This is a genomic window from Streptomyces sp. V3I8, assembly GCF_030817535.1.
GTDB lineage: Bacteria > Actinomycetota > Actinomycetes > Streptomycetales > Streptomycetaceae > Streptomyces.
Genome location: NZ_JAUSZL010000002.1, coordinates 2950391 through 2973419, shown reverse-complemented (window position 1 = coordinate 2973419; position 23029 = coordinate 2950391). Strand labels below are relative to the sequence as shown.

The 23029-nt window shown below is 72.3% G+C and carries 20 protein-coding genes; 11 read left to right on the top strand and 9 right to left on the bottom strand.

Annotation, left to right across the window (positions count from 1 at the left end; genetic code table 11):
* Positions 1-139: 139 nt before the first annotated feature.
* Both lon and QFZ75_RS12910 read left to right on the top strand, forming a co-directional pair.
* Complete coding sequence (lon, locus tag QFZ75_RS12915; protein WP_307536608.1) at positions 140-2566, top strand: endopeptidase La; 2427 nt, start codon at positions 140-142, stop codon at positions 2564-2566.
* A gap of 456 nt (positions 2567-3022) precedes the next feature.
* Positions 3023-3514: a MarR family winged helix-turn-helix transcriptional regulator gene (locus QFZ75_RS12910; protein ID WP_307544434.1), complete on the top strand. Its 492-nt coding sequence runs from the start codon at positions 3023-3025 to the stop codon at positions 3512-3514.
* 157 nt (positions 3515-3671) lie between these two features.
* On the opposite strand, the gene QFZ75_RS12905 is transcribed toward QFZ75_RS12910, so the two are convergent.
* The gene (locus QFZ75_RS12905) at positions 3672-4457 is read right to left on the bottom strand and encodes a hypothetical protein (RefSeq protein ID WP_307536606.1); all 786 of its coding nucleotides are present in this window, start codon (positions 4455-4457) and stop codon (positions 3672-3674) included.
* Positions 4458-4812: 355 nt separating this feature from the next.
* On the opposite strand from QFZ75_RS12905, the gene QFZ75_RS12900 reads away from it, so the two are divergent.
* The 5 genes from QFZ75_RS12900 to QFZ75_RS12880 all read left to right on the top strand — a co-directional run bounded on the left by QFZ75_RS12900 (position 4813) and on the right by QFZ75_RS12880 (position 10706).
* Positions 4813-7833, top strand: a complete 3021-nt coding sequence (locus tag QFZ75_RS12900) for a nitrate- and nitrite sensing domain-containing protein (RefSeq protein WP_307536605.1) — start codon at positions 4813-4815, stop codon at positions 7831-7833.
* Entirely contained in the window at positions 7830-8330 is a 501-nt protein-coding gene (locus QFZ75_RS12895) for a roadblock/LC7 domain-containing protein (RefSeq protein WP_307536603.1), read from the top strand. Before QFZ75_RS12900 ends, QFZ75_RS12895 begins: the two co-directional genes overlap by 4 nt.
* A gap of 5 nt (positions 8331-8335) precedes the next feature.
* Positions 8336-8746: a DUF742 domain-containing protein gene (locus QFZ75_RS12890; protein ID WP_307544431.1), complete on the top strand. Its 411-nt coding sequence runs from the start codon at positions 8336-8338 to the stop codon at positions 8744-8746.
* Complete coding sequence (locus tag QFZ75_RS12885) at positions 8727-9389, top strand: ATP/GTP-binding protein (protein WP_307536601.1); 663 nt, start codon at positions 8727-8729, stop codon at positions 9387-9389. Before QFZ75_RS12890 ends, QFZ75_RS12885 begins: the two co-directional genes overlap by 20 nt.
* A 63-nt stretch (positions 9390-9452) precedes the next feature.
* Positions 9453-10706: a styrene monooxygenase/indole monooxygenase family protein gene (locus tag QFZ75_RS12880; RefSeq protein ID WP_307536599.1), complete on the top strand. Its 1254-nt coding sequence runs from the start codon at positions 9453-9455 to the stop codon at positions 10704-10706.
* 107 nt (positions 10707-10813) lie between these two features.
* On the opposite strand, the gene QFZ75_RS12875 is transcribed toward QFZ75_RS12880, so the two are convergent.
* The 4 genes from QFZ75_RS12875 to QFZ75_RS12860 all read right to left on the bottom strand — a co-directional run bounded on the left by QFZ75_RS12875 (position 10814) and on the right by QFZ75_RS12860 (position 14219).
* A complete protein-coding gene (locus QFZ75_RS12875) occupies positions 10814-11950 on the bottom strand; it encodes a C40 family peptidase (RefSeq protein WP_307536597.1) in 1137 nt (378 codons plus the stop codon).
* Between the two features lie 106 nt (positions 11951-12056).
* Entirely contained in the window at positions 12057-12380 is a 324-nt protein-coding gene (locus QFZ75_RS12870; RefSeq protein WP_307536596.1) for a hypothetical protein, read from the bottom strand.
* 10 nt (positions 12381-12390) lie between these two features.
* Positions 12391-13116: a TetR/AcrR family transcriptional regulator gene (locus QFZ75_RS12865; RefSeq protein ID WP_307536594.1), complete on the bottom strand. Its 726-nt coding sequence runs from the start codon at positions 13114-13116 to the stop codon at positions 12391-12393.
* A 161-nt stretch (positions 13117-13277) separates the two neighbouring features.
* Positions 13278-14219, bottom strand: coding sequence for a diiron oxygenase (locus QFZ75_RS12860; RefSeq protein ID WP_307536592.1), 942 nt, complete (start codon positions 14217-14219; stop codon positions 13278-13280).
* A 149-nt stretch (positions 14220-14368) separates the two neighbouring features.
* Here QFZ75_RS12860 and QFZ75_RS12855 point away from each other — a divergent pair, with 149 nt between their 5' ends.
* Complete coding sequence (locus QFZ75_RS12855) at positions 14369-15475, top strand: ferritin-like domain-containing protein (RefSeq protein WP_307536590.1); 1107 nt, start codon at positions 14369-14371, stop codon at positions 15473-15475.
* A 58-nt stretch (positions 15476-15533) separates the two neighbouring features.
* Here QFZ75_RS12855 and QFZ75_RS12850 read toward each other — a convergent pair whose 3' ends face one another.
* The 4 genes from QFZ75_RS12850 to QFZ75_RS12835 all read right to left on the bottom strand — a co-directional run bounded on the left by QFZ75_RS12850 (position 15534) and on the right by QFZ75_RS12835 (position 19610).
* On the bottom strand, positions 15534-16991 hold the full coding sequence (locus tag QFZ75_RS12850; protein WP_307536588.1) for a penicillin-binding transpeptidase domain-containing protein: 1458 nt from the start codon (positions 16989-16991) through the stop codon (positions 15534-15536).
* A 17-nt stretch (positions 16992-17008) separates the two neighbouring features.
* Positions 17009-18427, bottom strand: a complete 1419-nt coding sequence (locus QFZ75_RS12845) for an FtsW/RodA/SpoVE family cell cycle protein (RefSeq protein ID WP_307536586.1) — start codon at positions 18425-18427, stop codon at positions 17009-17011.
* Between the two features lie 88 nt (positions 18428-18515).
* Positions 18516-18878 (bottom strand): SH3 domain-containing protein, encoded by a 363-nt coding sequence (locus QFZ75_RS12840; RefSeq protein WP_307536585.1) that lies wholly within the window; start codon positions 18876-18878, stop codon positions 18516-18518.
* A 225-nt stretch (positions 18879-19103) separates the two neighbouring features.
* Entirely contained in the window at positions 19104-19610 is a 507-nt protein-coding gene (locus QFZ75_RS12835; RefSeq protein ID WP_307536583.1) for a dual specificity protein phosphatase family protein, read from the bottom strand.
* Positions 19611-19701: 91 nt separating this feature from the next.
* On the opposite strand from QFZ75_RS12835, the gene QFZ75_RS12830 reads away from it, so the two are divergent.
* The 3 genes from QFZ75_RS12830 to QFZ75_RS12820 all read left to right on the top strand — a co-directional run bounded on the left by QFZ75_RS12830 (position 19702) and on the right by QFZ75_RS12820 (position 23028).
* Complete coding sequence (locus QFZ75_RS12830; RefSeq protein ID WP_307536581.1) at positions 19702-20505, top strand: nuclease-related domain-containing protein; 804 nt, start codon at positions 19702-19704, stop codon at positions 20503-20505.
* Between the two features lie 168 nt (positions 20506-20673).
* Positions 20674-21702 carry a Ku protein gene (locus QFZ75_RS12825; RefSeq protein WP_307536580.1) on the top strand — a complete coding sequence of 343 codons (1029 nt, stop codon included), beginning with the start codon at positions 20674-20676 and terminating at the stop codon, positions 21700-21702.
* Between the two features lie 948 nt (positions 21703-22650).
* The gene (locus QFZ75_RS12820; protein ID WP_307536579.1) at positions 22651-23028 is read left to right on the top strand and encodes a hypothetical protein; all 378 of its coding nucleotides are present in this window, start codon (positions 22651-22653) and stop codon (positions 23026-23028) included.
* Position 23029: the final 1 nt, after the last annotated feature.

Below are 23029 nucleotides of genomic sequence, written 5' to 3'. Positions count from 1 at the left end.
CCGGGCAGCCGGTTTTCGCCGGGCCGGACGGCGCGCCGCGGCAGGAGCGATCGCTCACAGCGAACAGCGTTCGGGGAACATTCACGGGCTCACGTGCATTGAGTCGGCATAGCTCAACTTGAATGCCGAAGGGGTAATCATGGCTTTGACGTCCGAACCGCTCACTCTGCCCGTGCTGCCGCTCGACGACGAGGTCGTGCTGCCCGGCATGGTGGTGCCCCTGGACCTGAACGACGCCGATGTGCGCGCCGCGGTCGAGGCCGCGCAGGCCGCCGCCCGTTCCACCGGTGCCAGCAAGCCGAAGGTGCTGCTTGTTCCGCGGATCGACGGCACGTACGCGAACACGGGCGTGCTCGGCACGGTCGAGCAGGTGGGGCGCCTCGCCGACGGCGACCCCGGCGCCCTGATCCGCGGCCGCGCCCGGGTGCGGGTGGGAGCCGGTACGACCGGTCCCGGCGCCGCCCTGTGGGTGGAGGGCGTCCAGGTCGAGGAGACCGTGCCGGACCCGCTGCCCGGCTCCGTGACCGAGCTGGTCAAGGAGTACAAGGCGCTGGCCACCAACTGGCTGAAGAAGCGTGCCGCCTGGCAGGTCGTGGACCGCGTCCAGCAGATCGACGACGTGGCCGCCCTCGCCGACAACAGCGGCTACTCGCCGTTCCTGACGACCGCCCAGAAGGTCGAGCTGCTGGAGACCACCGACCCGGTGGCCCGGCTGAAGCTCGCCACCGAGCACCTGCGCGAGCACCTCGCCGAGCAGGACGTGGCCGAGTCCATCGCCAAGGACGTACAGGAAGGTGTGGACAAGCAGCAGCGGGAGTTCCTGCTGCGGCGGCAGCTGGAGGCCGTGCGCAAGGAGCTGCGCGAGCTGAACGGCGAGGCCGAGGGCGAGGAGTCCGACGACTACCGGGCCCGCGTCGAGGCCGCCGACCTCCCCGAGAAGGTCCGCGAGGCCGCGCTCAAGGAGGTCGAGAAGCTGGAGCGCTCCAGCGACCAGTCGCCCGAGGGCTCCTGGATCCGCACCTGGCTCGACACCGTGCTCGAACTGCCGTGGAACGAGCGCACCGACGACAGCGCCGCCGGGTACGACATCCGGGCCGCCCGAGCGGTCCTCGACGCCGAGCACGCCGGCCTGGACGACGTGAAGGAGCGGATCACCGAGTACCTGGCGGTCCGCAAGCGCCGCAACGACCGCGGGCTGGGGGTCGTGGGCGGGCGTCGCGGCGGCGCCGTGCTCGCGCTCGTCGGGCCGCCCGGCGTCGGCAAGACCTCTCTCGGCGAGTCCGTCGCGCACGCCATGGGCCGCAAGTTCGTCCGCGTCGCCCTCGGCGGCGTACGGGACGAGGCGGAGATCCGCGGCCACCGGCGTACGTACGTCGGCGCGCTGCCCGGCCGGATCGTGCGCGCCATCAAGGAGGCCGGGTCCATGAACCCGGTGGTCCTGCTCGACGAGATCGACAAGGTGGGCTCCGACTTCCGGGGCGACCCGGCCGCCGCCCTCCTCGAAGTTCTCGACCCGGCCCAGAACCACACCTTCCGGGACCACTACCTGGAGGTCGAGCTCGACCTGAGCGACGTCGTCTTCCTCACCACCGCCAACGTGCTGGAGGCCATCCCGGAGGCGCTGCTCGACCGCATGGAACTGGTGCGGCTCGACGGCTACACCGAGGACGAGAAGGTCGTCATCGCGCGCGACCACCTGCTCCCGCGCCAGCTGGAGCGGGCCGGTCTGGAGCAGGCCGAGGTCACCCTCGACGAGAGCGCGCTGCGCAAACTGGCCGGCGAGTACACCCGTGAGGCGGGCGTACGCAATCTGGAGCGGTCCGTCGCACGGCTGCTCCGCAAGGTCGCGGCGCAGCACGAACTCGGTGAGCGGGAGCTGCCGTTCACGGTCGGCGCGGACGACCTGCGCGCGCTGATCGGCAGGCCGCACCACGTGCCCGAGTCCGCCCAGGACCCGGCCGAGCGCCGCACGGCGGTGCCCGGGGTGGCGACGGGCCTCGCGGTCACCGGCGCGGGCGGTGACGTCCTGTTCGTCGAGGCGTCCCTGGCCGACCCGGAGACGGGCGCGGCGGGCCTGACCCTCACCGGTCAGCTGGGTGACGTGATGAAGGAGTCGGCGCAGATCGCGCTCTCCTTCCTGCGCTCCCACGGCGCCGAGCTGGAACTGCCGGTCGCCGACCTGAAGGACCGGGGTGTGCACATCCACTTCCCGGCGGGCGCGGTGCCGAAGGACGGTCCGAGCGCGGGTGTCACGATGACGACGGCACTGGCCTCACTCCTGTCGGGCCGCCTGGTCCGCACGGACGTGGCCATGACCGGTGAGGTCTCGCTCACCGGCCGGGTGCTGCCGATCGGGGGCGTCAAGCAGAAGCTGCTCGCCGCGCACCGGGCGGGTGTCACCACGGTGATCATCCCCAAGCGCAACGAGGCCGACCTGGACGACGTCCCGGCCGAGGTCCTGGAGAAGCTCGACGTCCACGCGGTGACGGACGTCCGCCAGGTCCTGGAACTGGCGCTCGCGCCGGCGACCAGTGGCGCGGCGACGGAGGTCCCGGTGGCGGCGTGAGCCGCACGGCCGAAGCTCCGGTGGCGCAGTGACGGACGCCACCGGTCGGGTAGGGCCCGGACCCCTCTTCGTGAGGGGCCCGGGCCTTCCGCGTACACGGGGCGCGAGAACGTCAGCCGTCGGCCGGCGCCGCCCGTGGTGTCGGGGGTCGCGAAGTGGTGGGCGCCGCGGGGCAGGACGTCGGCCGCCCGCAGCCGTTCCGGATCTGTGCACGGACATGTGCGTGCCTCCGAAAAGGCGGTGGGGCCCGGTGGGGCCTGGTGGTGGAGTCCGGTGGGATTGGCGTGAGCATGTCATGAGAGTGCTCGGTGGAGGAGCTACGTACCGGGGCGGACGGCGGAAAGAGAGTCCGGAGGCTGCCGCTGGTCTGTTCCTGCGAAATACTGGCCGAGCTGCGGCAATGGCGGTCTTTGGCGGAAACTTTCAGGATCGGGAAACCGGGTCATGGGTGCTGACGTGCACGAGGGCGGTAACGGCGAGGGGCACCGGACGGAATCCGGCGGCCCGGACGGTGGCGTGGACCAGGAGTTCCTGGCGCTCGAACGGGAGTTGACCGTGCTCCTGCGGCGGGCCCGGGCGTCCTCCGGCGAGATGGTCCGTGAGGTCCATCCCGACCTGGAGTCCTCCGCGTACGGGCTCCTCGTGCGGCTGGAGGAGCGGGGGCGGCAGCGGGCCACCGAGCTGGCCGGGTACATCGGGGTCGGCAAGGCCACGATGTCGCGGCAGCTGCGGGCGCTGGAGGAGATCGGGCTGGTCGCCCGGGAGCCGGACCCCGCGGACGGGCGGGCCTGGCTGGTGCACCTCACCGACGTGGGGCGGGAGCGGTTCCGGACCGTGCGGGACGCCCGGCGGGCGCGGTACGTGAGTGAGCTCGCCAACTGGGACCGGGAGGAAGTGGCGGAGCTCGCGCGGCTGCTCCAGCGGTTGAACCGCGGGGTGGAGGGCTAGGTCCTCCGGGGAGGGGAGGGAGTGGGAGTGGAGGGGCGTGGTGGTCGGGTGCCGGTCCGTCGTGGCCGGTCGCGCAGTTCCCCGCGCCCCTGGAAGGGCGGGGCGTGTACCGGGCGCGTGGTGGCCCGTGTCCCTGAAGAGGGCGCCCTCGTGTCGTTCACAGTTCCACGTGTACGACCGTGGCGTCGTCGTGGGTCTTCGAGGTGCCCAGGAGCTTCCTGTCCGTGTCCGCCCGTTCCAGCGCGCGTACCCGGGTGATCAGGGACTCGGCGCCCTCCTTGCGGACCAGGGCGGCCAGGTCCGTCCAGGTGCCCTCGTCGAACTTCTCCACCCAGCGGGCCGCGCCGTCCGTGAGGGCGGTCAGGGTGTGGACCTCGGAGCGGGGAAGGCTGCCCGTGACGGCGAGGGCCGCGACCGCGGGGTCCGCCGCGGCCGTGAAGAAGCCGTCCTCCTTGTTGCGCAGGGTCGAGTCGACCACGGCGTGCGAGGTCAGCAGGGCGCGTGGGACGCGGGCGAGGCGGTCGTCGAGGACGGCGGTCACCGCGCCGGAGGGGGACCCGACGAGGAGCACCGAGTCGGAGAGGACCAGGTACTCGACGGACTCCGGTGACCAGCGGGCCAGCACCACGGTCGCCTGCGGGGTACGCGGGTGAGAAAGGTCACAAGTTGTCCGGTGCGCGTCGGCGGTACGCGTGATGGCGCGGGACAGGATCTCGGCCAGCGTCAGATCCCGCCGTGAAACGGACAGTTCCCCCAGTGCGCCACCGAGTCTGGCGGTGAACCACGGGACGGAATGGAGGCAGTCGGGGTCGCTCGCGGGCGGCGTCACACCGTCCAGGACGACGATCGAACCGCCTTGCCCGGAAGCCGGAAGTCCTACGGACGCGTAGTCCTCGTCGGGGCGGGCGGGGTCACCGGGTACCGAGATCAGTTCCGAGCGCATCCGGTCAGTCTGCACGAGCCCTTCACACGCTTCGCCAAGGGTCGGCGGCCGGCCTCGAATTGACCGGGACCAGCAGGTCAGGCGCCTGTTTTGCGGCGTATTACCGGCTCTGGTGGAACGTGGCGGCGAATCTTGCCACCGGTCCCGGTGGACGTCCAACCGGCCTGCCGTGCAAGGGTGTCGCGTGCGCCGCCGGAACTTGCCCGGCCGCTCGTCGGCGATGTTCACTCCTTCGTGTGGCGGGTCAGGCGATGCGCGACCACTGCCCACCGGCACTGGGAAGGTCGGGAGCCGTACCGGGACGACCAGCGAGTTGACGGTTCGTCACCCGGGCCCATGGGGACACGAGTCAAGAATGCGAGCACCGGTGCAGAAAACGCGGCCTCGGCGCAAGGGCAGGCAGTCGGCCTTGGGTGAAGCCTCCGGGCACACCACGAACACACCGGCACCGCAGAACACCCCGGACCCCGCTGGACGCGGTCGTCCCACACACGTACGCAATCGACTGATCGTCGCCGTCGCCGTGGTGGCGGCCGCGATCGCGGGGGCGGGCGCTCCGTCCGTGATCGCCGCCTCCGGGGAGCTGAACGACTCCCAGAACCTGGTGACGTCGGCCGGGCGGACCCGGGACGCCCTGGCCCTCGCCCACTCGCTGGCCGACGAACGCGACGAGGTCACCTCCTACCTCGCGGCCGGCCGGCCCAAGGGCCAGGGCCCCTCCGAGCGCCGCAGCGCCCGCGTGGACCGCCAGGTGGACGAGCTGCGCGTGGAAGCCGTCGAGGCGGAGGCCCCCGAGTCCTTCGTGGAGACGCTCGACGGCATCGCCGCCGTCCGCAGGGCGGCGCTCACCGGCGAGAGCGGTGCCCTCGAAGCGCACCGGGCGTATTCGGCCGTCCTCACCGAGCTCCACCGGCTCGCCGAGGACCTGGCCGAGGACCTCCCGCCCCGCGCGGGCTCCGGCGCGCACGCCCTCGCCGACCTCGACACCGCCGTCCAGCAGGCCGCCTCGGCCCGCGGCCTGCTCCTCGCGGCGCTGAGCGTGCCCACCAGCACGCAGACCACCACCGACCCGGTCACGGGTCTGCCCACGACCACGACCACGTCGTCGGCCGCCCAGACCAAGGAACGCGACGCGCTCACCGCCGCGGCCCAGCAGGCCAACGTCCGCGAGCAGGCGGCCCTCGCCGACTTCGCCGGCACGGCACCGAAGGCCGACCGCGCCTCGTACGACTCCACGGTCAACGGGCCCGACGTCACGGCCGCCGAGAAGTACCTGGCGAACCTGGCCGACCGGCCGACGCTCTCCGACTCCGAACTGGCCACCAGCACCAAGAAGCTGGACGCGGCGCTCTCCGCCCGGGTCGAGTCGATGCGCGGCGTCGAGGCATCCCTCAACACGCAGCGCGCCAAGGACCTGGCCGCGCTGCGCGACGACGACGTCACCGCACTGGAGATCCGGATCGCGGTCCTCGGCGCGCTGATGCTGCTCGCCGTCGGTGTCGCCACGGGGATGGCCCGGTCGCTCACGCGCCCGCTGTCCGTCCTGCGCCGCGGCTCCGCGCGCCTCGCCGCCGACCCCGGCACCGGGGAGCCGGTCAGGTTCACCGGCCGCAAGGACGAGTTCGCCCAGGTCGTGAACTCCGTCAACGCGCTCCACGCGCACGCCGTCGCGCTGAACGAGCGGTTCGCCACCCTGGAGGGCGACCGCAAGCACCTCATCGCCCAGCGCCAGAAGATGGCCGACGAGCGCGACCGGTTCCGTACCGAGCTCGCCGAGGCCACGACGAACCTGGCGCAGGTCCGGCAGAGCATCCACGGCACCTTCGTCAGCCTCGCCCTGCGCACCCTGGGCCTGGTCGAGCGCCAGCTCGGCGTCATCGAGGGCCTGGAGCAGCGCGAGCAGGACCCCGAGCGCCTCGCGACCCTGTTCCGGCTCGACCACTTCGCCACCGTCATGCGCCGCCACAGCGAGAACCTGCTGGTCCTCGCGGGCGCCGAACACGGCCACCAGCACCCCGGGCCCGTCCCGCTGGTCGACGTCGTCCGCGCGGCCGTCAGCGAGGTCGAGCGGTACGAGCGCGTGCGCATCTCCGCCCTGCCGCCGCACGCGCACCTCGCCGGGTTCGCGGCGGACGACATCAGCCACCTGGTGGCCGAACTCCTCGAGAACGCCTCGTCGTTCTCGCCGCCCGACATCCCCGTGGAGGTCTCGGGCTGGCTCCTGGAGAGCGGCGAGGTGATGCTCTCCGTCCAGGACGAGGGCATCGGCATGACCAGCGAGCGGCTCGAGCGGCTCAACGGCCGCCTGGCGTCCTTCGACCCGGAGGACACGTACGACGAGGAGAGCGGCGAGGGCCTCGGACTCGGCCTGTACGTGGTGGCCCGGCTCGCCCACCGGCACGGCGTACGGGTGCAGTTGCGCGAGCAGAAGCAGGGCGGTGTCACGGCCGTCGTGGTCCTGCCCAAGGGCCTGCTCGCCGCCGCGCCCGCCGTGGCCGTCCCCTCGGAGACCACCGCCCGTACGGCCGGGGGCGCCGCCGCGATGTCCCTTCCCGGGGCGGACGCCGAGGTCAACTCCAACGTCCTGTACGGCCGCCAGGGCCGCGATCCCCTGATCGAGGCGGCGGAGGACACCCTGCGGGAGGCCGACGGGGCGGACGGGGCGGATGAAACGGATGGGGCCGACGGGACGGGCGAGTCCGACGGGACCGGCGTGACCGGTACGCCCGCCGCGGTCGGAGAGCCGGACGGGGCACGCGCCGAGGCGCCGGCCGCCGAGCTCGCCACCGCCGCCGAGCTCGCCGAGCCCTCGGAGTCCGCCGCCGAGGCGCCCGCCGGTCCCGAGACCACCATGGTGCTCATGGCCCCGGTGCCCCCGGCGGACGAGCCCGCCGAATCCGCCGAATCCGCCGGACCGGGCGCCGGACCGACCGTGAGCGGTACCGGAACCGCGGCCGGCCCCGGCGGACCGGGCACCGCGCCGGCGTCGGACACCCCGGCGGTACGGATCCCCGCCCAGGCGGCCTCCGACCCGTACGCCATCGGTCCCGACACGCACGAGCGCGTTCCGGACGGGCCGCAGGACGCAGACGCGACCGCGACCGCGGACGCGCAGGAGCCGGTGGAGCGGGTCACCGACAAGGGGCTGCCCAAGCGGACCCCGAGGATCTCCGCACCCGCGCCGGCCGCCGGCCCGCGCACGACGTCCGTCGACGCCGAGGCACTGCGACGCCGCCTCGGCGGATTCCACCGGGGGGCCAGCGAGGGTCGCCGCGACGTCGAAGCGGAGATCACCGAACAGACGTCGGAGCTGGAGACACCCGCCGCGCATGCCGTAGAAACCAAGGGGGACACAGTCGAGGAGGCAACCAGTTGACCGCGTCCAGTACCTTCGGACTGAGCCATGAGGCCCGTAACCTGCACTGGCTGCTGACGAACCTCGTCGAGGAGGTGCCGGGCCTCCTGTCGGTCGCGGTGGTCTCCTCCGACGGCCTGCTGCTGCTCTCCTCCGACCCCGGAAGGAACGCGCAGGCGCGGCAGGACGACGGGAGACCCGCGGGTCCCCGCGGGTCCGCGGCGGACCTGGCCACCATCGTCTCCGGCATCGGCAGCCTCGCCATCGGCGCCGCCAAGCTGATGGAGGGCGGCACCGTCAAGCAGACGATGGTCGCGATGGAGGAGGGCGGGCTCTTCGTCATGTCGATCAGCGACGGCTCGCTGCTCGGCGTGCACGGCTCCCCGGACTGCGACATGAGCGTCGTGGCGTACCACATGGCGCTCTTCGTGGGCCGTGCCGGACACGTGCTGACTCCCGAACTCCGCAGCGAGCTGCGCCAGTCGCTCGAGGCCACGACGATGGAGACGGCGAAGTGAGCGACGTGGGCGGCACTCCCGGCACGGCCAAACTCCCGGTCCGCGGCGGCGACAGCAAACCCGCCCGCGTACGCCCCTACTCGCTCACCGGCGGCCGTACGCGCTTCGGGCACGTGCTGCTCGTCGAGACCTTCGTGGCGGCACTGGAGGCCCCGGAGGAGCGCCGGGAACTGGAGAATGGTTCACTCTCCACCCGGGTGATGCCGGAGCTGAGGGCCATCGTCGAGCTCTGCCGCCGGATGCGTACGGTGGCCGAGGTCGCGGCCCTTCTGAAGATGCCGCTCGGTGTGGTCCGGGTGCTCCTCAGCGACCTGGCGGACCAGGGCAAGATCCGTGTGTACGGAACAGGTCACGGTCCGGGACAGCCGGACCGTGCTCTGCTGGAAAGGGTGCTGAGTGGACTCCGTCGTCTCTGACGTCTCCCGCGTCTCGGATGTCTCCCGATCGTCCGGCCTGCCCGAAGTGGTGGAGCCCGACGAGGAGTTGAAAGCCTGGCAGAAGGATCGGACCCGCGCGCCGATCGCCACGAAGATCGTGGTGGCGGGTGGCTTCGGGGTGGGCAAGACCACCCTCGTCACCGCCGTCTCCGAGATCACGCCCCTCCAGACGGAGGCGCTGATGACACGGGCGAGCGAGGGCACCGACGACCTCAGCTCGACCCCGGAGAAGACCACCACCACCGTGGCCATGGACTTCGGCCGCATCACGCTCGACGACGACCTGGTGCTGTACCTGTTCGGTACGCCCGGGCAGCAGCGGTTCTGGTTCATGTGGGACGACCTGGTGCGCGGGGCGATAGGCGCCGTGGTCCTCGCCGACACCCGGCGCCTGAAGGACTGCTGGCCGGCGCTCGACTACTTCGAGAGCTGCGGACTGCCGTACGTCGTCGCCGTCAACCACTTCGACGGCAGCGAGCGGTTCGATCCGGACGACGTGCGGGAGGCGCTCACGATCCCCCGCCACATACCCGTCATGATCATGGACGCGCGCCGCAGGATCTCGGTCGTCGAGAGCCTGCTGGCGCTGGTGGGCCACGCACTCGACGTCAGCCCCGAATAGCTCGACAGCCCGACCCGTTCGGCGCCGGCCCCGAAGCAGGATGCACGCACAGTGAGGACCAGCATGCGGAAGATACTCGTCGTCGGAGCCGGCCAGTCCGGGCTCCAGCTCGCCCTCGGACTGCAGTCCAACGGGTACGAGGTCACCCTGATGTCCAACCGGACGGCGGACGAGATCCGTACCGGCCGCGTCATGTCCACCCAGTGCATGTTCGCCACGGCACTGCAGCACGAGCGCGACCTCCAGCTGAACTTCTGGGAGTCCCAGGCCCCCAGGATCGAAGGACTCGGTGTCTCGGTCGCGGCCCCCGGCTCCTTCGACCCGGGCCCCGCGCAGCGCGCCATCGACTGGGTGGGCAGGCTCGACGGGTACGCGCAGTCGGTCGACCAGCGGGTGAAGATGGCCGGCTGGATGGAGACGTTCGCCCAGCGGGGCGGCCAGCTCGTCATCCACGGCGTCGCGGTCTCCGACCTCGACTACTTCGCCCGTACGTACGACCTGGTCCTCGTCTCGGCGGGCAAGGGCGAACTGGTGTCGATGTTCGGCCGCGACGCCTCGCGCTCCCCGTACGCACAGCCGCAGCGCGCGCTGGCCGTCGCGTACGTGCACGGTCTGGGCCCGCGGCCCGAGCACCCGGAGTTCGACGCGGTGCGCTGCAACCTCGTCCCGGGCGTCGGCGAGCTCTTCGTCATGCCGACGTTCACGCTCTCCGGCCGGGCGGACATCCTCTTCTGGGAGGGCATACCCGGCGGTCCGCTGGACGTCTTCCAGGGTGTGAAGGACCCGGCCGAGCACCTCTCCCTGACCCTGGAACTCATGGAGCGGTTCACGCCGTGGGAGTACGCCAGGGCCACCAAGGTCGAACTCACCGACGCGGGCGGCACGCTGGCCGGACGCTACGCGCCGACCGTCCGCAACCCGGTCGGCCGGCTGCCCGGCGGCGGGCTGGTCCTGGGCGTCGCCGACGTGGTCGTGGCGAACGACCCGATCACCGGCCAGGGCTCCAACTCGGCTGCCAAGTGCGCCGCCTCGTACCTCGACTCGATCCTCGGCCACGGGGAGAGGGAGTTCGACGAGGCGTGGATGCGCGGCACCTTCGAGCGCTACTGGGACACCGCCCAGCACGTCACCAAGTGGACGAACGCGATGCTCGGCCCGCCGCCGGAGCACGTCCTGAACCTCATCGGCGCCGCGGGGCAGTTGCAGCCCGTCGCGGACCGCTTCGCCAACGGGTTCGACGATCCGTCGGACTTCGAGAACTTCTTCTACGAGCCGCAGAAGACGGGCGCGTACCTCGCGTCCGTGGCGGGTGGCTGAGGGGGCGTCGTCCGTGCGGCGCCGTCGTGGTCCCCCGGCCCCCGGCCGGGAGGTGCCCCCGGATCGCACAGTTCCCCGCGCCCCTTCGAGGGCGCACCCTTCAGGCTCTACGGGGTGTCGTGGCCCTCGTCCGAGCCGGTCCGCGCGCCCTCCGGGAGCCTCGGCGGTGTGTACCGCCGCAGGGGCTTCCCGGCCGGGTCCGGGCGGACCGCGCCCAGGACCGGGTTGGCCGCGAGCGGGGAGACCTTGATCCTCGCGCCCGGACGGGGGGCCTGGACCACCAGCCCCTCGCCCAGGTACAGCGCCACGTGGGTCGCCTCCGGGAAGTAGACCACCAGGTCGCCGGGGCGCAGGTCGGACAGCGGGACGTGGGGGAGTTGGGCCCACTGCTCCTGGCTGGTACGCGGGACGGGGCGGCCCGCGCTCTTCCACGCCTGCGACGTGAGCCCCGAGCAGTCGTACGCGTCCGGGCCCTCGGCGCCCCACTCGTACGGCTTGCCGATCTGGTCCACGGCGTGGCGCAGGGCCCGCGCGCCCTCCCGCGTGGGCCGGCCCGTGCCGCCGAGCGCGCCCGACGCCACCAGCTCGTCCTGCGCCTCGGCGGCCCCGGCCTCCTCCAGCTCGGCCAGCTGCGAGAGCTGCTCCCCGGTCAGCGAGGCGAGCAGCTCCTCGACGTCGCCCAGCCGCTCCCGTACGCGGTCGCGGTCCTTCTTCTGCCGTTCGGCGAGGGTGAGCTGCCCGTCGAGCGCGGTGCGGGCCCGGCGGGCCAGTTCGCCGGCCCGCCGCTCGCCGCCCGTCAGCCGCTCCACCGTGCCGGCCCGCTCCAGCGCGACCTGCCGGAGCACCTGCCCCTGGTCGAGGGCGTGCTGCGGGTCACGGGCGAACAGCAGCCGCACGTACGGGCCGATCTCGCTCGTGCCCTGGTACTGCTGCCGGGCGAGGCGTCCCGCGGCGCCGCGGCTGTCGTGCAGGGAGAGCCGGGCCTTCGCCAGCCGGTCGTTGAGCTTCGCGACCTGGGCCCGCTGTCTCCTCAGCTTCTCCTCGGTCGCGTTGTACGTCTCGGTGGCCGCCTCCGCCTCCCGGTACAGCCGCTGAAGGTCCGTCAGCAGCTCGGCCGCGGAGCGCTCGCCCGGTCCGGGCGCCGCGGCCGCCGCCGTCACGGGTACCGGTACACATACGGGCGCGAGGACCGCGCCGGCCGCGATCGCCGCCGTACGGACCAGGCGCGGAAGCCTTCCTGACACGTCATCACCTCCGGTGCGGGGCGGCCCTTCCGCTCCTCCGCACCGTGAGCATCGGACGCCCGCGCGCACCGCGCGCGCCGGCCGTGGGCGGTCCGGCCCAACCGTGTCACCCGTGGGTGTCCTCCGGCTTGCCGTCCGGCGTGGCGTCTGGAACCGGGCCCGGCGCGGGGTCCGGTTTCGACCACGGCCACCTGATCCCGCCCGCCCGGCCGGTGGGGTCGTACGCGTACTTCCACCCCTGGTGCAGGCCGATCCGTTTGCTCACGCCCGCCTGCACACGGCGGTAGACCAGGACCGTGGGCGGGCCGCCCGCCCCGTCCGGCACCGGGACCCGGTACACCTTCGGGGGATGCCCGGTCGGGCCGAGCAGGACCGGCAGCACGCGGCCGTCCAGGGGGCCGCCCTCGAAGGGGGTCTCTTCGCTCTTCACGGAGCCAGTGTCACAGCAGGTGTGCCGCGTCGCTCACCACGGGCAGCACCCGGCGGGCCAGGGAGCCCATCGGCCCGTCCGCGGACTCCAGCGTCAGCGCGGCCCGTACGACCGCCGCGGTCTGCCCGTCGCGGGCGGCCGTCGCCACGAGGCACGCCACGAACTGCTCGACGAGCCAGTCGCGCAGCTCGTCCAGCGGCGGTTCCTTCTCCTCGTCCAGCCAGATCAGCGAGGCCGCCTCGACGGCCGTGATCCACATCCGGACGGTCAGCCGCAGCCGGTTGCCCGGCTCCTCCGTGCCCAGGTGGCTGAGGATGTGCTGGGCGGCGGCCCGCCGCACACCGTCCACGATGGCCGTGGTCCGCGACGTCTCGACCACGCTGCCGCCCTGCAGGAGCGCGCTGAAACCGGCGTCGTGCTGGTCCACGAAGGCGAGGTAGCGGTCCAGGGCGTTGGCGAGGCGGCGGGTGAGGGGGCCGTCCGGCGGCTCGGCGAAGCAGAGCTCCAGCTCCTCCGCGGCCGAGCGCAGGGCCGCCTCGTACAGCTGCTGCTTGCCGCCGGGGAAGTAGCGGTACACCAGGGGGCGGGAGACGCCGGCCGCCTCGGCGACCTCGTCCAGGGACACGTCCTCCGGGGCCCGGACCGCGAACAGGGACAGCGCGGCGTCGAGGAGCTGACTGCGCCGCTCCTCGACGCTGAGGCGGCGGTACGCGCGGGTGGGGGCCTGCGGGGTCATGTCCCGCAGCGTAGCCCGCCGGGGACGGGGACGGGGGTGTCGGGTACCGGTCGGCGGGGTGGGGAGGGTGCGGGACCGGCGGGGGCCGGTCGCGCAGTTCCCCGCGCCCCTGGAAGGCGGGGCTGCGCCCCTGCCTTCCACCGGGGACGTCCTGGAAGGCGTCAGGCCAGCAGGCCCGACGACTTCCACAGGCGGCGGCCCGCGCCTCGGAGTACGCCGATGTCGTCCAGGAAGTCCGTCAGACGCTTGGAGCCGGTCTGCATGACCTCGCGGCGGTGGCCGCTCGCCTTCACCTGGGCCAGCGCCTCCCGCTTGTCGAGGCCGATGTTCGTGTAGACGTCGGGGTTGACGAAGGCGACCGAGAAGACGCGGGCGAACTCACCGGAGGTGATCCGGGTGAACTCCTGCGACCAGCGGGGCGCGGTCATCATCTGGCGGCGCAGTTCCTCACGCGCGTACCGGACGTGCCGTGCCTCCTCCACCACGTGGATCCGGGTGACGCCCCGGACCAGGGTCTGCACCCGCTCGTCCGGGAACGTCAGCCGCTGCATCCAGTCGAGCACCTCCTCGCCCAGCAGCGTGGCCGTGAACGAACCGGGCGTCGTGGACACCGTCTTGAAGAAGCGGCCCAGGTTCTGGTGCGCCCGGCTCACCGGGTAGTGCGGCGTCCCGCCCCGGCTGATCAGGCGCGCGAACATCTTCGAGTGCCGGCACTCGTCCTCTATCTCGGTCAGCGCGTAGCGCACGTGCGCGCTCGTCGCCGCCTTGTCGTAGATGTGCCGCACCAGCAGCTGCATCAGGATGATCTCGAACCAGATCCCCAGCGAGGCCAGCGCCGCGGCCTCGTGCTGGGAGAGCAGGATCCGCTGCTCCTCGCTCATCCGCTTCCACAGGGGGGTGTCGTAGAGCGACACCAGCTCCGGCGGCCAGAACCACTTGCCCTCCTCGAAGGGCGCGTCCCAGTCCAGCTCCTTGTCCGGGTCGAAGGAGTGCTTCGCGGAGGATTCGAGCAGCCGCTCGGCCACCTGCTCCCGGTCCTTGAGCAGGCCGAGCGCGTCGCGCAGCACCTCGGCTGCGTTGTCCTCCGTCGTCACGGTCGTCATGGCTGTGCCCACCTCGTCGTACCTCGTCGTACCGAAAGTCATTGGGGTTACCGCCGGTCACGTCTTATGAGACTGCTTGTCAGCAAGCTCGTCAATCCCTTCCGCGCAACTTGTTGACCCTCCGACCGACACATGTGAGCCTGCGAGACATGCCGACCTACGACCTGTACGCCATGGACCCCGGAGCTCCCCTCTGGCAGGTGCCCGCGACCGGCGCGGCACGGTTCAGCTGGGAGTACGACGAAGGACGCGAACGTCTCCTCGCCCTCTACCAGAAGGGCAAGGACAAGCAGTGGGACGCCCAGAAACGCATCGCCTGGGACCTGGAGGTGGACCCCTGCGATCCGCTCGGCACCCCCGACGAGGCCATCTCGCTCTACGGCACGCCGTACTGGGCGAAGATGAACGACCGCGACAAGGGCGAGCTGCGCAAGCACTACGCCTCCTGGCAGTTCAGCCAGTTCCTCCACGGCGAGCAGGGCGCCATGGTCTGCGCCGCCCGGATCGTCGAGTCGGTGCCCGACCTGGACGCCAAGCTCTACTCGGCGACCCAGACGATGGACGAGGCGCGGCACGCGGAGATCTACACCCGCTTCCTCCACGAGAAGATCGGGATGCTCTACCCGGTCAACGACAACCTGCGGGCGCTGCTCGGCGACACCCTGTCCGACTCGCGCTGGGACATGCCCTACCTCGGTATGCAGGTCCTCATCGAAGGGCTGGCCCTCGCCGCGTTCGGCCTGCTCAGGGACACCACGGACAAGCCGCTGCCGAAGCAGATCCTCACGTACGTCATGCAGGACGAGGCCCGCCACGTGGCCTTCGGCCGTATGGCGCTGCGCGACTACTACAAGCAGCTCTCCGACGCCGAGCGGCGCGAGCGCGAGGACTTCGTCATCGAGGGCTGCTACCTGATGCGCGACCGCCTGCGCGGGGTCGAGGTGCTGGAGAACTTCGGCATCCCGACGCCGGAGGCCGAGGAGTACAGCGAGCGGTCCGAGTTCCTCGCCGTCTTCCGCCAGCTGCTGTTCTCCCGCATCGTGCCCTGCGTCAAGGACATAGGCCTGTGGGGCAAGCGCCTCCAGCAGGCCTACGTCGACATGGGCGTCTTCGACATGGGCAACACCAACCTCGACCTCCTGATGACCCAGGACGAGGAGATCGCCGAGCGGCTCGACGCGGAACGCTTCGTGGCGGAGGAGGAGGCGAGGGTCGCCGAGGTGGCCGACGCCATCCGGGCGGGGGCGGAGTCCTAGCTCCTGTCGTGGCCCGGACAGGCGCGGGCGGACGGGCCGGGCCGGGGCGCCGGCCGTCTCAGCGGTCGAGCACGGCCTCCATCACGGCCCGGGCGACCGGCGCCGCGTCCCCGCCGCCGCTGATGTCGCCCCGGTCCGCCGCCGCGTCCTCGACGACGACCGCGACGGCCACCGCCGGTTCCATCGCGTCGTCGGCCTGCGCCCAGGAGATGAACCAGGCATAGGGCGTACCGGAGTTGTGGATGCCGTGCTGGGCCGTGCCGGACTTGCCGCCGACCGTGGCGCCCGGGACGGCCGCGTTCGTGCCGGTGCCCTTCTCCACGACGTCCGTCATCAGCTCGCGCAGCCGTACCGCCGTGGCCGGGTTCATCGCCTGGCGCAGGGTCCGCCGGCCGGCGGCGGACACCGTGTCACCGTCGCCGGTCGTCATCCGCTCCACCAGATGCGGCGTACGCACCGCGCCCTGGTTCGCGACGGCCGCGGCGACCATCGCCATCTGCAGGGGCGTGGCCCGGGTGTTGTACTGGCCGATGGAGGACAGCGCGAGCTGCGCCTCGTCCACCGGGGCGTCGAAGGTGCTGGGGGAGACCCGGAACGGAATCCCCAGCTTCCGGTCGTTGAACCCGAACGCGTCCGCCGTCGTCCTCATCGCGTCCGGGCCCACCCGCACCCCGAGCCCCGCGAAGACCGTGTTGCACGACCACTGGAAGGCGTAGCGCAGCGACGCGTCCGCACACCCGACGACCTCGTTCGTCAGCCGCGTCGAGCTCCCCGGCAGCCGGTACGGGTCCGGGGAGCGCGTCGGCTCGTCCACGTCGCGCACCACGCCCGAGTCCAGGGCCGCCGCGGCGGTCACCACCTTGAAGGTCGACCCCGGCGGATACGTCTGCCGGACCGCCCGGTTCAGCATCGGCCTGTCCGCCGCGCCGTTCAGCCGCGCCCATGCCCCGGCCACCTCCGCGCCCGTTCCGGACAGCTCCCCGGGGTCGTAGGAGGGGGTAGAGACCAGGGCCAGGATCCGGCCGGTGGACGGTTCGAGCGCGGCCACCGCCCCGCGCCGGCCGCCGAGCCCCGCGTACGCCGCCCGCTGCGCTCCCGCGTGGAGGGTCGTGACCACGTGGCCGCCGGGGTCACGGGCCCGGGTGAGGTCGTTGTACAGCGGGAGCGGCGAGAGCGCGGGGTCGGTGCCCGACAGGATGCCGTCCGCGGCGTCCTCCAGCAGGGCCGTCCCGTACACCTGTGAGGCGAAGCCGGTGACGGGCGCGTACAACGGGCCCTCGCGGTACGTGCGTTCGTAGCGGAAGGGCTCCCCGGAGTCCCGCGAGCCGGTGACCGCCCTGCCGCCGACGAGGATGTCGCCGCGCGGCTGCCCGTAACGGGCGATCAGGTGGCGGCGGTTGGCGGGGTTCCCGGCGTACTCCCCGGCCCGGACGATCTGGACGCGGGCGGCGTTCACCAGGAGCGCGAGCAGCAGGAGCGCGCAGAAGGCGGCGGTGTGCCGGATGTACCGGGTCATGGGGCGTCCGTTGCCCGTCACGGCGCCGCCTTCCCGCCGTACGGCCCGTGTCCCTGCCGTTCCGGTTCCGGTTGTGGTTGCGGCTCCGGCTCCTCCTCGGAGCGGCCGCGGGCCGAGTCGCTGAGGCGGATCAGCAGGGCCACGATGATCCAGTTCGTGACGACCGACGAACCGCCCTGCGCGAGGAACGGCATGGCCATACCGGTCAGCGGGATCAGCCCCGTCACCCCGCCCGCGATCACGAAGACCTGGAGCGCGACGATCGAGGCGAGCCCGACCGCGAGCAGCCGCCCGAAGGGGTCGCGCACGGTGAGGCCCGCCCGCAGTCCGCGCTCCACCAGCAGCCCGTACAGGAGGAAGATCGCGCAGAGACCGGCCAGGCCCAGTTCCTCGCCCGCCGTGGCCAGGATGAAGTCGGACTTCACGGCGAAGCCGATGAGGATCGAGTGGCCGGCGCCCAGCCCGGTGCCGAGGAAGCCGCCGGCGGCGAACGCGAAGAGGCACTGGGCGAGTTGGTTCGGGCCACGGCCCGCCTCGATCGACGCGAACGGGTGCAGCCAGTCCTCGACCCTGCTGTGCACGTGCGGTTCCAGCCAGCCCACGGCGAAGGCCCCGCAGGCCGCCAGCAGCAGTCCCACCGCGATCCAGCCGGTGCGGCCCGTGGCGACGTACAGCAGGATCACGAAGAGGCCGAAGAAGAGCAGGGACGTGCCCAGGTCCCGCTCCAGCACCAGCACGCCGACGCTCAGCAGCCAGACCGCGAGGACCGGGCCGAGCACCCGGCCGGTGGGCAGCTGGAGCAGCCAGACGCGCCGGCCCGTGTACGCGAGCGCGTTGCGGTTGGCGGCGAGGCAGCCGGCGAAGAACAGCGCGAGCATGACCTTCGCGAACTCGCCCGGCTGGATGGAGAATCCGGCGACCCTGATCCAGATCCGGGCGCCGTTGACCGCGGGGAACAGGATCGGCAGGGCCAGCAGCACGAGCGCGGCGACGACGGACACGTACGTGTAGCGCTGGAGCACCCGGTGGTCGCGCAGGAGCACCACCACCGCGATGAACAGGCCCACGCCCAGCGTCGACCAGACGAGCTGGGTGGGCGCCGCCCGGTCGGCCGGGGTCTCCAGGTCGAGCCGGTAGATCAGGACCAGGCCCAGGCCGTTGAGCAGGACGGCGATCGGCAGCAGCAGCGGATCGGCGCAGGGGGCGCGCAGGCGCACCGCGAGATGGGCGAGCAGCGCGAGCACGCCCAGCCCGGCGCCGTAGCCTGCGGCGCCGGGCGGGACGGACCCGGTCCTGGCGAGGCCGACCTCGCAGTAGCCGTACACGGAGAGCAGGACGGCCACGGCGATGAGGGTGAACTCGATGCCACGGCGCCGGGGGAGGCGGACAACGGGAGCGGGCGGATCCGCCTGCACGGTCGTTCCGGGCGAGAGCATGTCCGGAAGTTAGCAAGCCGATTGCCCTATGTCCTGTTATGTCGGACGGTCGGGCTGTTCCGGTGCCCCGGTGTTTCCGGGCGGGCGTTCAGCACCAGCGCGGGGACGCGCCGATGTTGTCGATGTAGCGGGCCGATCCCCAGGCCCAGGTGCCGTCCGCGAGCAGGTACCAGACAGGGTTGCCCTGGACCTTCTCGCCGGGCGTCTTGCAGAAGATGGAGACGACCTCGCCGTACTCGGCGAAACCGATGACGGCGCTGCCGCGGGTCGGCTTGTCGCGCAGGTTCAGGCCGCCGGGCGCGCTGATGCGGCCCTTGTAGTACTTCGTGTGCCCGCCGTCGGGGTGATGATCCCAGTCGTCGCCCGCGAGCGCGGGGCTCGCGGCACCGACGACGAGGGCGCCGCCGGCGGCGGCTATGCAGAGGCGGGTGAGAGCGGTGCGCAGGGACATGGCGGGCTCCTCCGGGGTGGTGTGGGGTGACAGGGCGGACCGGTGGACTGCTGAACCAGCAGATCAGCGGACTAGTCGCCACGCTAAGAGGCCGCCTCGTGAACCGCTCGTCACGCTGAGCCATCGGGATGCCGGGTGCCGGGTGCCGGGTGCCGGGCGCGGGGTGTTGGGTGTCGGGCGCGGGGCGCCGGGTGCTTTGTGCTTTGCGGTGAGGGCGGGGGCGGGCTACTCGGTGAGCTCCTCCAGGAGCCGGGCCGTCGCCAGCCCGGTCCGCAGGTACTCCACGAACAGTTCGTTGTGCAGCGCCCACGGCGAACGGCGGACCCGGATCAGCCGTATCGCCTCGTCGGCCGAGTACCCGGCCAGGACCAGGGCGTGCGCGACGACCAGCCCCGAGCGGTTGTAGCCGTGGAAGCAGCGCACCAGTACGCGACGGCCGTCGTCGAGCGCCTCCCCCGCCGTCCGGGCCAGCCGCATCACGCCCGCCAGCTGGGTGCCGTCCAGCGGCCCGTCCGGGATGGGCCACACATGGTGCTCGACGCCGCTGCCGGGCCCGTGGCCGGGCAGCCGCAGCAGGGTCAGCACCAGGTCGAACTCGTCGTGCACGACGGCGGACGCCGGTTCTCCGGCCCGGCCCGCGTACTCGTGCCCGCCCATCCACAGGCCGGGCACTATCTCGCTCCACGGGCTGTCCGGGGCCGGCACATCGGGTTGCTTCCTGCGAGCCCGCAACGGCGCCTCCCCCTCCAACTGCCCCCAAAGGTAACCGCCTTATTGCCCCTGGAGCACCCCGCCTGTTCCCATGGTCGTGGGGTGGTGGTGCATGAAAGGACTGCGCGTCATACCGACCTGGCGGCATGGCCGGGAACGGCTCTACGTCTGCCGCACGGATGGCAGGAACCTCGCCTGGTACGACAGGGAGGCGGCCCGGGTCAACCTGCTCAGCGAGGAGCGCCGCGAGGACGTGCTCGACGTGCTCGGGCCGTTCCTGACCGGAGAGGTGACGGTCGGGCCGCCACCGGTGCCGACGCCCGCCGAACTGGCGAGGCTGTCCCTGCACCCGGACGACGACCTCGCGCCGAACCGGCCCGGCGAGGCCCTGCAGTCCGTGCTCGACCACGAGCCCGGCCCGCAGCGGCGGATGCGGCCGGACCCCCGGCGCCGGGCGCTCGAGGCGGAGATCGCGGTGGGCGGGGCGCTGGACCGTCTCGAGGGTGCCGGGTGGCGCACCCTGCACTCGGTGCCGCTGCCCGGCGGGGACCGCGTCCACCATCTGGTGATCGGCCCGGGAGGGCTGTTCGCCGTGCACACGGTGTACGCCCGCAGGCAGCGGGTCCTCGTCGCCGGCCCGATGGTCACGGTGGGGCGGCGGGAGGCGCTGCCCGCGCTGCGGGACGTCCGCGCCGACGCGGACCGGGCCTCGTACGCGCTCACCGCCGAGGTGCGTCCCGTACTGGCCTTCTTCGCACCCCGGGACGTGTCGGTGACGGGGCCTCTGCGCGGGGCGCGGATCCTGCTGGACACCGATGTGACGTCACTGGCCCGCGCGGGGGGTGTCCTCAAACCGGCGGACGTCGAGGCGCTGCACGCCATGGCCCGCGACCGGGGGACGTGGGTGCGGGTCTGAGGTCGCGCCGGCGCGGTCTTCTTCGGGTTCTTCGGGTTTTCGGGTTCTTCAGGTTGCTCGGTGTGATCTTTCGGCCTGCCGGTTCTGTGATGGGCGTCATATCATATGAATCTCGCGCGATCGTGAGGAAGCGGGCGAAAGGCGAAGGCGACCTGAAGGGTGTCGAACGTGAGATCTATCTGGAACGGTGCCGTCTCCTTCGGTCTGATCAGCATTCCGATCAAGCTGGTGAACGCCACGGAGAACCACTCGGTCGCCTTTCGCCAGATCCACATCGAGGACGGGAGCCGCATCCGCCACCGCAAGGTGTGCGAGGTGGAGGACCGTGAGGTGACGACGGCCGAGATCGGCAGGGCGTACGAGGACGCGGACGGCACGATGATCCCGATCACGGACGAGGATCTGGCCTCGCTGCCGATCCCGACCGCGCGGACGATCGAGATCGTGGCCTTCGTGCCGGCCTACCGGATCGACCCGCTCCAGATGGACGCGGCGTACTACCTGGCGGCGAACGGGGTGCCGGCGGCCAAGCCGTACACCCTGCTGCGGGAGGCGCTGAGGCGCAGCCACAAGGTCGCCGTCGCCAAGTTCGCGCTGCGGGGGCGGGAGCGGCTGGGGATGCTGCGGGTCGTCGACGACGTCATCGTCATGCACGGGCTGCTGTGGCCGGACGAGATCCGCGCGCCCGACGGCGTGGCCCCGGAGGCGGGTGTCACCGTACGGAGCAAGGAGCTGGACCTGGCGGACGTGCTGATGGAGACCTTGGGCGAGGTCGACCTCGCCGATCTCCACGACGACTACCGGGAGGCGGTGGAGGAGCTGGTCGCCGCGAAGGCCTCCGGCGGGGAGGCGCCGTCCGCGCCCGTGGCCGACAGGACGGGCCGCAAGGTCATCGACCTGATGTCGGCGCTGGAGAACAGCGTGCGGCAGGCGCGGGTGGCTCGGGGGGAGGCCGGGAGCGCTGATGTCGGCGCCGACGCCGACGCCGACGTGAAACCCCTTCGCAGGACGGCTGCCCGCAAGCGGTCGGAGGCTGCTTCCGAGCCGCCGCCTTCGAGGAAGAAGCCGGCGAGGAAAACGGCGGCGAAGACGACGGCGGCGGGCGGCGCGGCAAAAAAGACAGCGACGAAGACGGTGGCGAAGAAGGCGGCTTCGGAGGCCAAGAAGTCGGCTCCGCGGAGGAGGGCGTCAGCCTGACGGCCGGGTGGGGGCTGGTCGCGCACGCGTGTGGGGGCGGGGACGGTCCGGGACATTCGACCGCCGCTCTCTGGCCTACAGGTGAACGCATCTTGCCGCGACGCCCGAACATCCCGAACCGCCCCCTCACCACGTCGAGCGCCCGCCCCCCCCGGAGACCCCCGGGTCACCCCAAAAGCCGCAGAGACTTTCCAGGGACGCGGGCAACGCCGCGAGCAACCGACGACGACCGGCACATCCAATCCGGCCGCATCGCGATGCCCCGCAGAGACTTTCCAGGGGCGCGGGGAACGGCGCGAGCAACCCATGGCGGCCCGCACGTGCAATCCGGCCGCATCGCGGTGCCCCGCAGGGGCTTCCGAGGGGCGCGGGGAACGGCGCGAGCAACCGACGACGGCCGGCACATGCAATCCGGCCGAATCGCGATGCCCCGCAGGGGCTTTCAAGGGGCGCGGGGAACGGCGCGAGCAACCCATGGCGACCGGCACATCCAATCCGGCCGCATCGCGATGCCCCGCAGAGACTTTTCAGGGGCGCGGGGAACGCCGCGAGCAACCGACGGCGACCGGCACATCCAATCCGGCCGCATCGCGATGCCCCGCAGAGACTTTTCAGGGGCGCGGGGAACAGCGCGAGCAACCGACGGCGACCGGCACGTGCAATCCGGCCGGACCGCGATGCCCCGCAGGGGCTTTCGGGGGCGTGGGGAACGGCGCGAGCAACCGACGACGACCGGCACATCCAATCCGGCCGAATCGCGATGCCCCGCAGGGGCTTCCGGGGGCGCGGGGAACGGCGCGAGCAACCGACGGCGGCCCGCACGTGCGATACGGCCCAGGCAGACCCCCCGCCCGGCCGGCAGGCCAAACCGTTCCCGCGGAAGGCGAGCCGACCGCTCGGTCCGTTCTAAGATCATGTTCCCCGGTGAGAGGCGGTGGCAGCCGAACCATGCCGAACAACGACGCACCGAGGTGGCTGAGGCCGCTCGGCCCGGCGGTACGGATGCTGCCCGCGGGCGAGTGGTGGGACGCGGTCCGGGTCCCCCTGGCGACGGGCCTGCGCATCCTCGAACACCTGGGCACCCGCACAGGCGCGGTGATCGAGGACGGCTACGGCGGCGTCCTCTACTGGCTCGTCCCGCCCGGCGCGGCCGACACCTGGGACGTACCGGCGGCCCACATCCTGGGCCCCGGCTGCCACGTGGCCGTCCCGCCCCGGCACCGCACGTACGCCCCCGGCCTGCACTGGCGGGTCCCCCCGACCCGGACCCGCCACTGGACGGACCCGACGGCCCTGCACGCCGCCCTCCGCCTCGCGGCCCCCTGAC